Genomic DNA, 15924 nt, shown 5'->3' on the forward strand with positions numbered 1-15924 from the left:
GACATCTTCAAAGATGAATTAGTAGGCTAAGACCGCACGACGGTTTTTAGCGTAGTCAGCTTCTGTGTGACCTAATACAGCTGGTTTTTCTTCACCGTATGAAACAGTTGAAACTTGACCTGCTTGAACGCCTTTAGCGTTTAAGTAGCCTTCAACTGCGTTGGCACGACGTTGGCCTAAGGCGATGTTGTACTCTGGGGTACCACGTTCGTCAGCGTGACCTTCAACAGTCACTTTGCCGTTTGCTGAAGTTAAGTATGCAGCGTGTGCATCTAAAAGTTGTTGGTACTCACCTTCAACATTGTAGCTGTCAAAACCGAAGTATACAGTGTTGTAACGGGTTTGTAGGTCTTGAACAGACATACCGCCGAATTGGCCAGCAGCGTTTGCATTAGCGTTTGCGTTGGCATCTGCGTTGTCAGCAGAGCTGCTGCAAGCTGCTAATACGAAAGCAGGTGCTGCAACCATTAATACTTTAGCGAATTTTTTCATTTGTTGCTCCTAAGGAAACATTATTTTGTTAAGAATGGTGACCAAGCAGGAAACTTAAATTGCCCACCTGCTCCCGGCAGATTTGCTTTGAAGCGACCATCTGCGGATACTAATTGTAGCACTTTACTCACACCTTTGGTAGAGCTATAAATAACCATGATGCCATTTGGTGAAATGCTCGGACTTTCGTCTAAGAACGTGGAGCTTAGGACTTCCGTGCTACCTGAAGCTAAGTCACGTCTAACCACTCTATCACCTGAAATCATAATTAGATATTTGCCATCAGCCGACACTTTCGGGTTGTAGCTGCCGCTACCACCGATTGCTGATGCCCCGCCGCCTGCTGAACTCATTTGATAAACCGCAGGTCTGCCCCCTCTGTCTGAGGTAAAGTAGATGGTGCGGCCATCTGGTGACCAGCTTGGCTCGGTATTATTGCCAGCGTTGCTGGTTAATTGGCTTGGGTTTCCACCACCCACGCCCACAACATAAATATTTAACACGCCATCTCTGTTTGAAGCAAAGGCAATGCGAGAACCGTCTGGCGAGAAGGCTGGTGCACCGTTGTGGCCCTTGGCAGCAGACAGGATCTTACGAGAGCCTGAACGCAAATCATGCACCACTAACTGGGATTTTTTGTTCTCAAAGGTGGTGTAAGACAGTTTTGAGCCATCTGGTGACCAGGTTGGCGACATCAAAGGCTCCTTGCTTTTCACCACGGTAAAGGCGTTGTGGCCATCGTAGTCTGACACACGGATTTCATAGGCCGACACGCCACGTTGTACCACATAGGCAATCTTGGTTCTAAAGGCACCACGAATTTGAGTCAATTTTTCAAAAACCTGGTCACTGACCGTATGCGCCCCTAAACGGATTTGGGCGGCTGGTACATTAAAAGAACCTTGGGCAATCACATTGCCTGCTGCCCCTGAAATACCCAGGGTATCAATCAATTGGTAGGCAATATTATAACCGCCACCTGCTGGAGAAACTTGTCCAACCACAATGTTGTCGATGCCGATATCCGTCCATTGTTGTGGATTGACCTCGCCTGCTGAACCAGGCTGAGCAGGCATTCTATTGGCTGCAAGCGGGTTAAATTTGCCACTATTTCGCAAATCGTCAGAAATAATCTGTGCTACATCTGCTGATACCCCATTGGCACGGAAAGGCACAACTGCAATCGGCTGGGCCATATCGACACCTTGGTCAATGGAAATACGGACATCTGACTCAGCAGAGACACTGGCAGAAAAGAGGGTTAAGGCCCCCAATAAACCTGCCAAGCGAGAAAATAATTTCATTGTTTACCTCTTTGAAAAGGATGAATAATAAACCATTATTTAACTTTTAAGCTAAAGTCTAATACTGGCGATTTAAAACGTGAGTAAACCGCATCAGAAGGTGCTGGTGGCACTTTTTTGGTTGCCACGATTGCAGCCACTGCCGCATCGCAGACATCCTTGCTACCATTCATCACCTGATAATTACGAATCGTACCATCACGCTCTAAGAAAATTTTCACTGCACATTGTTTGCCTGCAAAGCTCGGATCAACACGGTATCGAGATTGAATCAAGCGTTTAATCCGCTGACCATAAGCATCCCCATCTGCACCGCCTTGGCCGACACCTTGAGTACCGCCAGAACCTGCCGATCCTTTGCTGTTAGCATTGCCGCCACGGCTTGATCCACCGCCGACATTACCGCCACTTAAGAAATCATCGAGAGCCTGTTGATTTCTGGCTTTCTCTGCCTTGGCCTTAGCGTCTGCTTCTGCCTTGGCTTTAGCGGCCTTTTCTTTGGCTTCTTTTTCTGCTTTGGCTTTAGCCTCTCTCTCAGCTTTTGCCTTGGCTTCTCTTTCTGCTTTTTCTTTGGCCTCTTTTTCAGCCTTGGCTTTGGCTTCACGCTCTGCCTTTAACTTGGCCTCTCTCTCAGCCTTTTCTTTGGCTTCTTTTTCTGCCTTAGCCTTGGCCTCTCGAGCTGCCTGTTCTTTGGCCGCTTGTTCAGCTTTTTGTTGCTGGGCCTTGCGTTCTGCTTCTAGCCTTTCTTGCTCAGCCTTTTTCTGGGCCTCTGCCTTGGCTTGAGCTTCCTTGGCCTTTTTCTCTTCTTCCGCCTGTTTGGCCGCAGCCTCTAGGCGTTTGGCTTCTGCATCCGCCTTCAAGCGGGCAGCTTCAGCCGCTTTTTTACGAGCGGCCTCTTCTGCCTGCTGTTTTTTCAACTGTTCTTGGCGAACCTGCTCTTGCTTCTGGCGTTCTTGCTCCTGTCTGCGCTGCTCTTCTTGCTGCTTTTTGAGGGCTTCTTGGCGTTTTTGTTCAGCTAATTTTTGTGCCTCTTGGGCTTTTTGAAGAGCAATGGCGGCTTCTTGCTCGCTCTCTTGCGCTTCTTCTGGTTCTGGCTCAGGTTTCGGCTCCTCCTGCTTAGGTGGTGGATTGCCCTGTTTTTCCTGAATCAAGCGGCCATATTCCGCCGCAACCTGCCCAGTATCAACCATAACCGCATCCAGCACATCGCTGTCGCCACCACTGCCACCTGCGCCCTGCATCATTGGCGTGGCCAGTGAAGCGAAATAGAGCAGGACTGCCAGCAAAAGGTGTAGCAAGAGCGAGATAATGATCGCAAGTTCCAGCTTACTCGTTTGATATTTCACATCAATTCCCTGCTATTTGCCTTCAGTCATCAGGCCAACGGTTTTGACCCCTGCATCCTTGAGCAAGGTAATGCCCTTCATCACTTCTTCATAAGGCACATCCTTGCCACCAGCCACCAAAAAGAGGGTGTTATTATCCTTTTGGAAGGCCTCGCCTGCATGAGCAATCACCTCAGCTTCATTTAGCTCTTCGCTGCTATTGGCTTGGACAAAGTTGCCATCAATTTTTAACTTATATTGGCCAACACCGCCCACCTGCAAAATCACGGGCGTGCGATCTTCATTGGAAACAGACTGGCTATGCTTATCGTCTGGCAAGTCCACTTCCACGCTTTGGCTGATAATTGGGGCGGTTGCCATAAAAATCAGCAAGAGCACCAAGAGCACGTCCAAGAAGGGGACGATATTAATTTCAGATTTAATGTCGTTACGTTTTCGATTACGGCGGTAAGACATATTTTCCTCTTATTTCAAAGCTAAAACCTGCCGACAAGCGGTCGGTTTTAGCGAAAAACTTGCAAATCTCGGCTGCCGAGACTACTTCTTAGAAAAGGCTTGACGATGTAAAATCGTGGTAAATTCGTCAATAAAGTTGGCGTAATTTTGTTCTAATTTATTGACACGCAAGCTCAAACGGTTATAGGCCATCACCGCTGGAATGGCAGCAAACAAGCCGATGGCTGTTGCAACCAAGGCTTCAGCAATACCCGGGGCAACCGATTGAAGGGTGGCCTGTTTCACGGCACTTAAGCCCATGAAAGAGTGCATGATCCCCCAAACTGTACCGAATAAGCCGATATAAGGGCTGATAGATCCCACGGTTGCCAAGAAAGGCACATAGCTTTCCAAGCCTTCAACTTCACGGTTAAGGGCCAGGTTCATGGCACGGCTGGAGCCTTGTACGATGGCTTCAGGATCTTGGGTGGTTTGTTGCAGGCGGGTAAATTCCTTAAAACCTACATAGAAAATTTGTTCGGTGCCGCCCAAAGCATCACGGCGGTTTTCCAAGCCTTCATGTAGGCGGTTGAGGTCTTCACCTGACCAGAAGCGATCTTCAAAATTCATGGCATCTTTCTTGGCTCGGGTCAGCACACGGCTGCGGGAAATAATCACCGCCCAAGAAAGCACAGAAAAGGCGATTAGGATTAAAATAACAATCTTAACCACAATACTTGCTTGCATAAATAATTCAAGAAAGTTTAAATCGTGAGACATTCAAAACTCCAAATTTGCAAAAAATGCGAAAAACTAGACCGCTTGTAGGCTGTGGCTAAGTGCGCTCGGCAGGGCCACGGGTTTCATTTTTTCTAAATTAACACTGGCGACCGTCACCTTGGCTTGGCTCAGGCACTGCCCTTCTTTATATAATCGCTGTAGAAAGACCATTGAGGCTTTTTTTAGTTCCAAAATAGTGGTTTCTACCTGCAATAAATCGTCTAAACGTGCGGGAAACTGGTAGTCAATTTCCATTTTTTTCACCACAAAGGCCAAGTTTTCAGCAAAAAGTGCCTGCTGGGAAAAGCCGGCTTGGCGTAAAAATTCGGTTCTGGCACGTTCAAAAAAATGCAGGTAGTTTGCGTGATAAACCACACCACCTGCATCGGTATCTTCATAATAAACTCGAATGGGAAAGTGCATGATAAGCTCCCTTTCAGAAAGAAAAACGCCTAGTTTTTAGGCGCAAATGAGCTTGCCATTTTAGAGAGAGTAAGGGGCTAATGCAAGCCCTTTACCTTAATAGTCAGGGCTTGATTGAAAAATTTACATTCTATTACAAAGCAAGAATATAAATGATAGAAGATAGGACAATCAGGTAACCTGTCAGCGGTAAAAAGACCAGCTGCCAAAGGCGGCTTTTGATCTCAAAACCGATGCCGTGAATAAATAAAATGGCCATGCCGTAAAATGCCGAGAGAGCAAGGTAAGGCACGCTGCCACCAAATTTATGGGCGAAAGCGGTTGAATTAAGCAAAATTATTGCAAAAAAGCTGACGGCGAGAATGAAAGAAAGGGCTTTTATCAAGCCCTTTGCTGTTAAATTGTAGAGTGATTGAATCATCTACTGACCTATTCGTCAAATTTACCCGTTTTCTCAATGCTGATGGTAACCACTGTTGCAAAGAGAATGGCAAGTAATACGCCTAAAACCCAAGTTACATAAAACATACTTGCTCCTTAGTAAACGCTTGCGCTGTTGTCTTCAATGAATTTGGCATCAATGCGGCCATACATTTTGATATAAGACCAAATGGTATAGGCTAACACTAATGGTACGAAAATACAGGCAACAACCAGCATAATGGTTAAGGTTAATTCACTTGCAGTTGCATCCCATACGGTCAAGCTAACATTTGGGTGTGAGATTGACGGCATAATGAATGGGAACATTGACACTGCGGCAGTGAGGATAATGCCCACTTGCATAAGTGATGAACCAAAGAAGGCGAAGCCGTTGCGGTTAGCTTTGGAGGCCACAATGGTAATTAAGGCACCCAATACAGCAACCACAGGCACGAGCCATAGGGCTGGCATTTCCACATAGTTTTTAAACCAAGCACCGCTCTCTAGGGCAACAGTTTTGTTGGTTAAGAGAGATTGGGCGTTGTGATCCAACTGGCTGGTGACCACAAAACCATCTTTCATATATAACCAAGCGCCTGCAAGAAGGAAGGCAACGATGCCCACTGCTGCGGTTAATTGAGCCACATTTCTTGAGCGAGTACGCAGATCTGCGGTGGTTTTCATTTGTAACCAGGTTGCACCTTGGGTCACTAACATCATAAGGCTAACCACGCCACATAAAAGGGCAAATGGATTGAGTAAGCCGAAGAATGAGCCGGTGTATTTGACTTGGTTAAGTTGGTTGAACTCAAATGGTACGCCTTGAAGGAGGTTACCAAAGGCCACACCGAAGACCACTGCTGGCACGAAACCTGCAATAAACAAGCCCCAGTCCCAAGCATTACGCCATCTTTGATCGTCAATTTTCGCACGGTATTCAAAGCCTACTGGGCGGAAGAATAGGGCGGCAAGCACCAAGATCATGGCCATATAGAAGCCAGAGAAAGAGGTGGCATAAACCGTTGGCCAAGCTGCGAAGATGGCACCACCACCAGTTAATAACCAAACTTGGTTACCATCCCAGTGCGGGGCGATGGTGTTGATCATCACACGGCGTTCCACATTGCTTTTACCAATTACAGGTAAAAGCATTTGTGTGCCCATATCAAAGCCGTCGGTAATGGCAAAACCGATCAATAATACACAGATTAAAACCCACCAAATAAAGCGTAGAACTTCATAATCTAACATTTTTAACTCCTACTTATTTCGCAGATTGTTCAAAGTGATAACGACCTGTTTTTAATGCGCTTGGGCCAAGACGACCATATTTGAACATTAAATACATTTCTACCACGAGGAAGAGGGTATAAAGGCCACAGAGTAAACCAATTGAGATCCACAAGTCTGTTGTTGTCAGGGCTGAGTTTGACACCCCTGTTGGCAAGACATTATAGATAGCCCATGGCTGACGGCCATATTCAGCTAAGAACCAACCTGACTCAATAGCAATCCACGGCAATGGCAAGCCCCATAAGAGTGCTTTGTGGAGAATTGGACGTTTACCCCAGTTGCCACGCATATTGCTCACGAAGGCACAGGTAATCAAGAGTAGCATTAAACCACCTGCAGCCATCATGATACGGAAGGCCCAGAAGGTTGGCCCCACGTTAGGGATGGTGTCGGCAGCAGCTTGTTTGATCTGCTCTTCTGTCGCATCTACAACCTTGTCAGTATAGGCTTTTAAGAGTAAACCGAAGCCTAGATCTTTTTGGTAAACATCTTTGAAGGCTGCTTTTTCTTCAGCGGTGTAGTCGCCTGAACGTAATTTTTCAAGCAAGGCATAAGCCACAATACCGTTACGCACACGTTGCTCGTTTTCAACACGCAGGTCTTTTAAGCCCTTGATTTCGGTGTCGAAAGAGCGAGTTGCGATGATCCCTGCCATATATGGAATATGGATAGACATCTCATTACGCATTTCTTTGGTATTTGGAATCACAAAGGCATTCCACGCTGCTGGTGCTGGCTGGGTTTCAAATTCCCCTTCCATGGCAGCAAGTTTCACAGGTTGTGCTCGACCGATTTCGTAACCAGACTCATCACCCATTACAAGCACGGCTAAAATAGACACTAAACCAAAGCTGGCACCCACAGAGAATGAACGGCGGGCAAAGCCAAGATCACGGCCTTTTAAGAGGTAGTAAGAGCTGATACCTAAGACGAATACCGCACCACAAGTATAGCCTGCGGTTACTGTGTGTAAGAATTTAGATTGGGTAACCGGGTTGAGGACAAGCTCAGAGAAGCTGGCCATTTCCATACGCATGGTTTCAAAGTTGAATTCAGAACCCACTGGGTTTTGCATCCAACCATTGGCTACCAAGATCCAAAGTGCTGAGAAGTTAGAACCAAAGGCCACACAGTAGGTCGCAATCAAGTGTTTAGCCTTGGACAAGCGATCCCAACCGAAGAAGAATAAACCAATGAAGGTAGATTCTAAGAAGAAGGCCATTAAGCCCTCAATGGCTAATGGTGCACCAAAAATATCTCCCACATAGTGAGAATAGTAAGACCAGTTAGTCCCGAACTGGAATTCCATGGTAATACCAGTTGTTACCCCCAGGGCGAAGTTAATACCAAATAACTTACCCCAGAACTTGGTCATATCTTTATATACTTCTTTACCAGTTGTCACATAAAGGGTTTCCATCACCACAAGAACGAAAGAAAGACCTAATGTCAATGGCACGAATAAGAAGTGATATAAGGCAGTTAAAGCAAACTGCAATCGAGATAGTTCAACAACGTCTAACATCTCAAACCTCTTTTTAATAAGCCTGAAAAAATTTCGATTACCTAAAGTAATCACCCCAAAACGATCCAAACCACATACCCCAAAATAGGTATGCATAAGTTTAAAAATCAGTTGCCTATTCTACCTGCAAAAGTAAAGTTTAAAAATAGTAAAAATGTTAGATTGATCACAATTTGTGAGGAATTTTTGATGGGGAAAAACGTCTAATTGCACTAAAGTTGATATAAATCAAGTTGCTGTCCTAAGACTTGGCTTTCAGTGACTTTTGGGATTTTGTCTGTTAATATCCATTAACAATATCTTAAAGAGGAAGAACCTATGATGAAACACTTGTTTGTGTCTTGTAGCCTTTTATTATCTAGCCCAGTTCTTTTGGCTAACAATAGCGAACTGGCTGAATCCTGCAAAAAAATGATCCAACAAACCGAAAAACTCATTGTGGAAGCCGAGAAACAGCCTGGCACCCACCCACAAATCAGCCAAATCAAGAAAAACCTGTCGCAAACCAAAAAAGACCTGGAAAAACTGGATGCGGATATGCAGAAAAAAAGCTGCGAAAAGGGCCTTGAGGGCTTAGAAAAACTCAAGGATGAACAAGCATAAAGCCTTTTTTACTTGGCCGCTTTTCTGTTAGAATAAGACCTTTATTTTGTATGGAGATTTAGCCCAATGGGAAATCTTTTTTTGGTAATTTTTATTGCCATTTTGTACGGCATTTGGAAGTTTTTAGACTCTCTGATGCTGCCTAACACCATGTCGATTATGCTGGTGGCATTGGTTGCCCTGTGTGGGAGCTTTTGGGCCTACTACACCTTCAGCCTTGAACCACGCCGCAAGCAAGCCATTCAAGAACAAGAACAAAAACTGGCCCGCCCGCTTAGTCCTGAAGAAAAACAGGCCATTTTACCCCGCTCAGCCCTGGGCGACTTTTTCGCAGGCCTCTTTGGCGTATTAGCCTTTGTGACCATTTTGCGTTCCTTTATTGTTGAGCCATTTCAAATTCCGTCAGGCTCCATGGAACCGACCCTACGAGTTGGAGATTTCTTGGTGGTGGAAAAATATGCCTACGGCATTAAAGACCCTATCTGGCAAAATACCTTAATCCCAACAGGTACAGCTAAACGAGGCGATATTGTGGTTTTCAAAGCCCCACAACAGCCCCATATTGACTACATCAAACGTGTTGTAGGTGTAGGGGGCGACACGGTTAAATTTGACCTTCAAAGCCGTGAATTGACGGTTATTCACAATGATGGCCAAGTGAGTCGCTTTGAATACAGCCAAGGTCAGCCTAACCCAGATTTCTTCTACCACGGCGAAATGCAGGTTGAACGCACCGAAAAAGGGGATGTCACCCACCAAATCCTCAACAATCCTTATGCTTTTAACTATGCCCCTTATTTCTACCAGCAAGAAGGCATGAATGTGGGAGAATGGAAGGTGCCTGAAGGACACTATTTTGTTATGGGCGACAACCGTGACAACAGTGAAGACAGCCGCTTCTGGGGCTTTGTACCAGAAAAGAACCTGGTTGGACGGGCAAGCTACATCTGGCTTAGCCTAGACAAAAAAGCCAACGAATTCCCGAAAGGATTACGCTTTGAACGTATGTTCAGCAAAATCGAGTAATTATGCACTTAGAACGATTACAAAAAAAATTGGGCTATCAGTTCCAAAATATGGACTACCTGATCCAAGCCCTCACCCACCGCAGTGCGGCCCCTAAAAACAATGAACGCCTGGAATTTCTGGGCGATTCCATTTTAAATTTCGCCATTGGCAAGGCCTTGTATGAAAAATTCCCCAAGGCCAACGAAGGAGAACTCAGCCGCATGCGGGCAACCCTAGTGCGGGAACAAACCCTGGCCCAAATCGCCCAAGCCTTAAACCTGGGCGAATATATTAAGCTCGGCCCTGGTGAGCTAAAAAGCGGCGGCTTTCGCCGAGCCTCTATATTGGCCGACTGTGTGGAAGCTATCATCGCAGGCATTTACCTCGATTGTGGCTTTGACTGTGCCAAGGAGCGGATTTATATCTGGTATGCGGATTTCCTCAAGGACATCAACCCAGGCGAGGCCCAAAAAGATCCTAAAACCCGCCTGCAAGAATACCTACAGGCCCGTAAAAAAGCCCTACCTGAATATGAAGTTATCGATATTCGGGGCGAGGCCCACAACCAAACCTTTAAGGTCAGCTGCAAGGTAGAGAGCTTTCCTAACGCCTTTATTGGCACAGGCAGCAGCCGCCGCAAGGCAGAACAGCAGGCCGCCGAGCAAGTGATTAATTTGCTCAAACTCAAATAACCCAACAAGCGGTGAAATTTTTGCAAGTTTTTGCAAAAAAATAGACCGCTTGCTAAACAAGAGAACCCCATGACAGACACCCAATTTGACAAGACCTACTGCGGCTTCATTGCCATTGTTGGCAGACCCAATGTAGGCAAATCGACCCTCTTAAACAAGATCCTAGGGCAGAAAATTTCCATCACCTCCCGCAAGGCCCAAACCACCCGTCACCGCATTGTGGGCATTCACACCGAAGACCAATATCAGGCCATCTATGTAGATACCCCTGGCCTGCATATTGAGGAAAAACGTGCGATTAACCGCCTGATGAACCGTGCCGCTAGCTCGGCCATTGGCGATGTGGATTTGATTATCTTTGTGGTGGAAGGCACCAAGTGGACAGACGATGATGAGATGGTGCTCAATAAGCTCCGCTCGGCTAAGGCCCCTGTGGTGCTAGCCATCAATAAGATCGACAACATCAAACACAAGGAAGAGTTGCTGCCGCATTTAACCGAGCTTTCCCAAAAGTTTGACTTCAAGGAAATCCTGCCTATTTCGGCCCAACGGGGTAAAAATGTGCATATCCTGCAAAAAATCGTGCGGGAATCCCTGCGTGAGGGGGTGCATCACTTCCCTGAAGATTATGTCACCGACCGCTCCCAACGCTTTATGGCCTCGGAAATCATCCGTGAAAAACTCATGCGTTTCTTGGGCGAAGAATTGCCTTATTCTGTGACGGTTGAAATTGAACAGTTCAAAACAAACGAACGAGGCACTTATGAGATCAACGGCCTGATTTTGGTCGAACGTGATGGCCAGAAAAAAATGGTTATCGGCAACAAGGGCCAAAAGATTAAGGTTATCGGCACTGAGGCTCGAGCAGATATGGAACGCCTTTTTGACAACAAGGTTCACCTGGAACTTTGGGTCAAGGTCAAGGCCGGCTGGGCAGATGATGAACGTGCCTTACGCAGTTTAGGCTATATTGACGAATAAGAAACAAAAGGGTTAATGCTCAGCATTAACCCTTCTTTTTACTTAAATAATCCCCTGCTCTTCCAGCTTCTCAAGGAAGAAAGGCATTTGCACCCGCCACCAAGGCCAGTCGTGATCGACATCATGGCCCCAGTAGTCAAACCAGCCCTCAATTCCCTTGGCACGGAAGGCCTCTTCCAAGCGTTTAGTATCCGCAATATGCTGCTCTTCCCAAGCGCCTTGGCCAACGGCCACAATATAGTGGTTCTCACGATAACGCTCCAAGAACCAGCTATCGTGTTGGTTCCACAGATAATCAATCGGCGAGTTGAAATAAATGGCCTGATCACCGTTGATTTCCCCCGTAAAGAAGCGGGCATCATATACACCACTTAAAGCAATAGCAGTGTCGAACAAATCAGGATGGCGCAGGGCAAAGTTGATGGTGTGATAAGCCCCCATGCTGCACCCCGTGGCAATCATGGCCTCGCCCCAGTGGGATTCATGGCGAATTAGTGGCACCAGCTCATTGACGATATAGCGGTCGTAGGCATTATGGGCCAGGGCCATATCGTGGCCCGATTTATAGGTGGCCAGCCAAGATTCGCTGTCAAAGGAATCTGGCGTATAAAACTTAATTAAGCCACGATCGATAAAAGATCGGCAGGCCTCAATCATCCCAAAGCTGCCATATTCATTTTGGTTGCCGCCTGATGATGGGAAAACCACCACAGGTTTACCTGCGTGACCATACACATTAAAGTGCATTTCACGGCCTAATTCGCCACTCCAGTGGCTACGTCTTTCAAAATGCATTCCTTACCCCTACTGTTTTTCTTGTGCAAAACGCACGATTTCACGCATTTGTTCCATGGTTTCAGTGCGAGCCAAAATGCCCTCTTCGCCCATAATCTTAGCAAAAACGCCTGGCACACTTTGCACGCTGATAATGTTGCCCGCAAATTTCTCGCAAATGGCCGCAATGGAATTGGCGTAATTTTTATTGGCCTTACGGGAAATATAAACCACATTCCACGGATGGGTGATTTTGGCCTGGAAGCTGTTGTCCTTAACGATGTGGGCGTATTCATTGAACACATCGAAATCGTTGGCATAGTTCCACATATCAATGGTTAAGCCACCTGGCGGACGGCAGTTGATTTCAAGCGGCAGGAACTGATCTTTTTTGCCCTTGATGCGGAAGAATTCAAAATGGAAGAAGCGTTCACGCACCTTAAAGGCATCTACGCAAACCTTGCCCAATTTGACCAGTTCTGGCGAAATTTCACGAGGGACATAGTAGAACATATCATTGTCGCTGGACACCGTATCCAGCACCGCTTCGGAATATTCCAAACTAGAATAGAAGACAATGTTGCCCTCTTTATCGGTCAAGCCATCGAAGGTAACAATATCGCCCTCAATAAACTCTTCCATAATGTATTCTACATGAGGATTTTTCTGGCTGAAAAAGCCTTCTAATTCCTCGGCCGTTTTGATCTTATAGGTATCGCTGGCACCCACGCCTGAATTTGGCTTGATAATCACAGGGAAACCAAACTGTTTAGCCAATTTCTTGGCTTCATCATCGCTATGGAACACCTTGCCTTGAGCCACTTTAAGGCCTGCACTGCGGAAAACTTCCTTCATCTGTGCCTTGGTTTTGATGGCTAACATATCTTCATTTTTATAGCCGAAGACATTGAAATCAGTACGCAAAGCAGCATCCAGTTCCAGCCAATATTCATTGTGGGACTCAATGCGGTCAATTCGGCCATACTTATGGGCAAAGTAGCCCACGGCACGATAGACCTGCTCATAGTCTTCCATATTATCGACACGATAATACTCGGTTAAGTTGTTTCTTAGGTTTTCGCTTAAATGCTCATAAGGCGTGTCAGCAATCCCCAGGGTGTTAAAGCCATTTTCCCGCAAGCGAACCGCAAAGGTTTCAAAATTGGTGGGGAAATGCGGGGAAATCATCACGAAATTTAAGGGTCTAGACATAGGTTTTCCTCGATTTGAAATAAAATTTGTACATGATTCTAAGTGAAAATGCACAAATTACCAAACATTTTCCGTCACTTTATATCCAGCCAACCAAAAGCCACAAAGAGGTCAAGCCACTGCTGATCAAGCGGGGCAAAAATCTCAATTTTTTGCAAATGTCTAGGGTGGGTAAAAGATAGGGTTCGGCTGTGTAGCATAAGCCTGTCGCAGCCTGTATGCTGGGTTAAGGCACGGTTTTGGTGTAAATCACCATAGTTGGTGTCGCCCATAATGGGGTGAAAGAGATGTTTAAGGTGGCGGCGTAACTGGTGCTTGCGGCCTGTTTGCGGATAAAGCTCAACAAGGCTATAGCGAGCAGTATTAAACTTGCCCGCAGGGTAAGGCATTTCTACCTGCTTTAAACTGCGAAAATCCGTAACAGCCTCTTGAGCCTCCTTCTCGCCCGAAAACTTATCGGCAATCTTATCCCGCACCACCTTGAGCGGATAATCAATCCTCCCCTGGCCATTAAGATAGCCCCGAACAATGGCCCAGTAAGATTTCTCAACCTGATGTTGCTCAAACTGCTCGCTCATCAAGCGAGCCATTTCGCTATTAAGAGCAAAGAGCAGCACGCCAGAAGTCGGCCTATCTAGGCGATGAATGGGAAAAACGTGCTGGCCGATTTGATCTCTTAAGGTCTGCATGGCAAAAACGGTTTCATGCTTGTCCAACCAAGAGCGATGCACCAACATACCAGCTGGCTTGTTAATGGCGATCAGCTCCTCATCACGGTATAAGATATCCAGTTCCATCAGGCTTTTAAGATCTTCTCAAGTGCCACAAGTGGCTGGCAAAGGGCTGATAAATAAGCCTCATCTTTCAAGGCCTCTTCTAAGTAAGGGCTAATAGCAAAGTTGGTCGGCAAAGGGGCATTAGCGTCCAGCAAGGCATTCATACGAGGAATAAAAACCCATTGTAACCACTGGGTAGGGCTAAGTGTACCTAGGCAAAAGGGTTGATCATTAGCAAGCGCCTCTGCCGAAGGTGGCGTAGCCTCCCATACATGGTGTAGGTGCATAGCGATTTGCAGATCGGTTAAATGTTGGCGAATGTGTGTTTTCATTGTGATATATTGAAGTTGAAATTTGCGGATTTTAACCTTTTTTGGGGCGCTTGTCTTAGATAGTTTGCCAAGGCTTAACGTTTGGTTTGAGTATAAAAAAGCACCTGCATTTAAAGCAGGTGCAAAGAGGGTTAGAAGGAATCGGAGATAGTGATTGGACGGCAATTTTCCATTCGTTCATCACATAGTTGTGGATTTTTCACTTTGAGAGTTCCTAACTTACCCTCTGAAAGAGGTATCTTCGTATAGCTGTTTTCATATCTCCCACAAGCAGAATAATAATAATCTCCATCACTCTTTTTGATGACACTACCTTTAAAAAGCTCAACTTCAGGTGAAATTGATTTTATCTGATACGAAGCTCCCCTATAATCTCCCCTAGAATATCCATCTAAAGCAATGCTTCCCTTATCAAGCTGTTTAAGTAATACATCAACACGATAAATCACATTCTTGGGATCCACTGTTATCTTTTTCATTTCATCAAATGGCACATCAAGAACAAGTTTTAGATAGTCCTTTTCATCTTTGAGTGTAGATTCAAATCTTGCAGAAATTACATCATGAATTCTATTAGGTGCAAATAGCAAAAATAGCTTCTCTTTCTCTATATCATAGCTAATTTCACTTACAATATTTTTGATTGAAATATCATCTTCCATTGATTGTAATTTATCCATAAATGATTTGGAATATTCTACAAGTTTAACAAACTCATCAGGCAAGGTATTATTCCTTTTAAACTCCGCTTTTTCTAAAGCTCCTAATTCTAGCCTATCGAGATAACTATCCCAAAGTGGACTATCATAAATTTTATCTTTATCACTCAGATCTAACAGGGAATATGATCCTAAGGCTCTAAAAGGAACATAAACACTATCATTTAATTTATAAATATAATTATTTAAATATGCTTCTTCAGCATTAGGATTACAAAGTCGGTTTGGATCGTCCTTTGTATAATCTAGCTTGCTATCAAATAATTTAGCAAATACTGCATCATTATCAATTTCTGTTGCTGGAAGAGAAAGACTGGTAAGCCCTCCTCCCAATAAAACCCCTAACATCAAAAGAGTTTGTTTTTTACTAAATTTAAGCATAATCCACCTCTAGGATAAATATAGTGACTTAACAAGAAATAAAGACCAAAACAGGCGCGAGGATACCGCTTTAGCTGAATAGGCTTGTTTTACTCCCTATGTCAATAGGGAGTAAAGAGAGTATACTCTCTTGCCAAAATGGTTATTTATTGAACTAGATTTAACTAAATAGAAATGGAGGATAAAGGCAGGAAATGAAATGTATAAAAGCAAAAAACCGCTAAAGCTTTCGCCCTAGCGGTTCTCGGTATAAAACCCTGATGGTGTCCTACTCTCACATGGGGAAACCCCACACTACCATCGGCGTGACTGCGTTTCACTTCTGAGTTCGGTATGGGGTCAGGTGGTGCCACAGCACTATGGCCATCAGGAAAATTCTTTTCTCTGGTGTTTTATTTTTTTGTTTTTGTTCTTTTTTGTAATCA

General features: G+C 45.2%; 18 protein-coding genes and 1 rRNA gene. 4 read left to right on the forward strand and 15 right to left on the reverse strand.

What is annotated here, in order from left to right; translation table 11 throughout:
• Positions 1-18: 18 nt before the first annotated feature.
• The 9 genes from A4G20_08780 to A4G20_08820 form a co-directional block, all read right to left on the reverse strand.
• Positions 19-492: a peptidoglycan-associated lipoprotein gene (locus tag A4G20_08780; GenBank protein ID QIW16423.1), complete on the reverse strand. Its 474-nt coding sequence runs from the start codon at positions 490-492 to the stop codon at positions 19-21.
• 20 nt (positions 493-512) lie between these two features.
• Positions 513-1796 (reverse strand): Tol-Pal system beta propeller repeat protein TolB, encoded by a 1284-nt coding sequence (locus tag A4G20_08785; GenBank protein QIW16424.1) that lies wholly within the window; start codon positions 1794-1796, stop codon positions 513-515.
• Between the two features lie 35 nt (positions 1797-1831).
• Positions 1832-3142 (reverse strand): cell envelope integrity protein TolA, encoded by a 1311-nt coding sequence (locus A4G20_08790; protein QIW16425.1) that lies wholly within the window; start codon positions 3140-3142, stop codon positions 1832-1834.
• A 12-nt stretch (positions 3143-3154) separates the two neighbouring features.
• Positions 3155-3598 carry a protein TolR gene (locus A4G20_08795; protein ID QIW16426.1) on the reverse strand — a complete coding sequence of 148 codons (444 nt, stop codon included), beginning with the start codon at positions 3596-3598 and terminating at the stop codon, positions 3155-3157.
• An 81-nt stretch (positions 3599-3679) separates the two neighbouring features.
• Positions 3680-4357 carry a protein TolQ gene (locus tag A4G20_08800; protein QIW16427.1) on the reverse strand — a complete coding sequence of 226 codons (678 nt, stop codon included), beginning with the start codon at positions 4355-4357 and terminating at the stop codon, positions 3680-3682.
• Between the two features lie 33 nt (positions 4358-4390).
• Positions 4391-4780, reverse strand: coding sequence for a tol-pal system-associated acyl-CoA thioesterase (locus tag A4G20_08805; GenBank protein QIW16428.1), 390 nt, complete (start codon positions 4778-4780; stop codon positions 4391-4393).
• A 133-nt stretch (positions 4781-4913) separates the two neighbouring features.
• Complete coding sequence (locus A4G20_08810) at positions 4914-5201, reverse strand: cyd operon protein YbgE (protein ID QIW16429.1); 288 nt, start codon at positions 5199-5201, stop codon at positions 4914-4916.
• A 116-nt stretch (positions 5202-5317) separates the two neighbouring features.
• A complete protein-coding gene (locus A4G20_08815) occupies positions 5318-6454 on the reverse strand; it encodes a cytochrome d ubiquinol oxidase subunit II (protein ID QIW16430.1) in 1137 nt (378 codons plus the stop codon).
• Positions 6455-6467: 13 nt separating this feature from the next.
• Positions 6468-8021, reverse strand: coding sequence for a cytochrome d terminal oxidase subunit 1 (locus A4G20_08820; protein ID QIW16431.1), 1554 nt, complete (start codon positions 8019-8021; stop codon positions 6468-6470).
• Between the two features lie 318 nt (positions 8022-8339).
• Between A4G20_08820 and A4G20_08825 the strand changes: the two genes are divergently transcribed.
• From A4G20_08825 to A4G20_08840, 4 genes are all read left to right on the forward strand, one after another.
• The gene (locus A4G20_08825; GenBank protein QIW16432.1) at positions 8340-8624 is read left to right on the forward strand and encodes a hypothetical protein; all 285 of its coding nucleotides are present in this window, start codon (positions 8340-8342) and stop codon (positions 8622-8624) included.
• A 66-nt stretch (positions 8625-8690) separates the two neighbouring features.
• Positions 8691-9650: a signal peptidase I gene (locus A4G20_08830; protein ID QIW16433.1), complete on the forward strand. Its 960-nt coding sequence runs from the start codon at positions 8691-8693 to the stop codon at positions 9648-9650.
• 2 nt (positions 9651-9652) lie between these two features.
• On the forward strand, positions 9653-10324 hold the full coding sequence (locus A4G20_08835) for a ribonuclease III (GenBank protein ID QIW16434.1): 672 nt from the start codon (positions 9653-9655) through the stop codon (positions 10322-10324).
• 69 nt (positions 10325-10393) lie between these two features.
• Positions 10394-11305 carry a GTPase Era gene (locus A4G20_08840; protein ID QIW16435.1) on the forward strand — a complete coding sequence of 304 codons (912 nt, stop codon included), beginning with the start codon at positions 10394-10396 and terminating at the stop codon, positions 11303-11305.
• 42 nt (positions 11306-11347) lie between these two features.
• Here A4G20_08840 and A4G20_08845 read toward each other — a convergent pair whose 3' ends face one another.
• The 6 genes from A4G20_08845 to rrf form a co-directional block, all read right to left on the reverse strand.
• A complete protein-coding gene (locus A4G20_08845; GenBank protein QIW16436.1) occupies positions 11348-12100 on the reverse strand; it encodes a transposase in 753 nt (250 codons plus the stop codon).
• A 9-nt stretch (positions 12101-12109) separates the two neighbouring features.
• Entirely contained in the window at positions 12110-13291 is a 1182-nt protein-coding gene (locus tag A4G20_08850) for a carboxylate--amine ligase (GenBank protein QIW16437.1), read from the reverse strand.
• 74 nt (positions 13292-13365) lie between these two features.
• Positions 13366-14088: a tRNA pseudouridine(65) synthase TruC gene (locus tag A4G20_08855; GenBank protein QIW16438.1), complete on the reverse strand. Its 723-nt coding sequence runs from the start codon at positions 14086-14088 to the stop codon at positions 13366-13368.
• A complete protein-coding gene (locus A4G20_08860) occupies positions 14088-14399 on the reverse strand; it encodes an anhydro-N-acetylmuramic acid kinase (GenBank protein QIW16439.1) in 312 nt (103 codons plus the stop codon). Before A4G20_08860 ends, A4G20_08855 begins: the two co-directional genes overlap by 1 nt.
• A gap of 131 nt (positions 14400-14530) precedes the next feature.
• Positions 14531-15499: a hypothetical protein gene (locus A4G20_08865; protein QIW16440.1), complete on the reverse strand. Its 969-nt coding sequence runs from the start codon at positions 15497-15499 to the stop codon at positions 14531-14533.
• A gap of 255 nt (positions 15500-15754) precedes the next feature.
• Positions 15755-15870, reverse strand: a 5S ribosomal RNA gene (gene rrf, locus A4G20_08870).
• Positions 15871-15924 lie beyond the last annotated feature (54 nt).

The sequence above is a fragment of the Pasteurellaceae bacterium RH1A genome (assembly GCA_012221805.1).
In the GTDB taxonomy this organism is placed as follows: domain Bacteria; phylum Pseudomonadota; class Gammaproteobacteria; order Enterobacterales; family Pasteurellaceae; genus RH1A.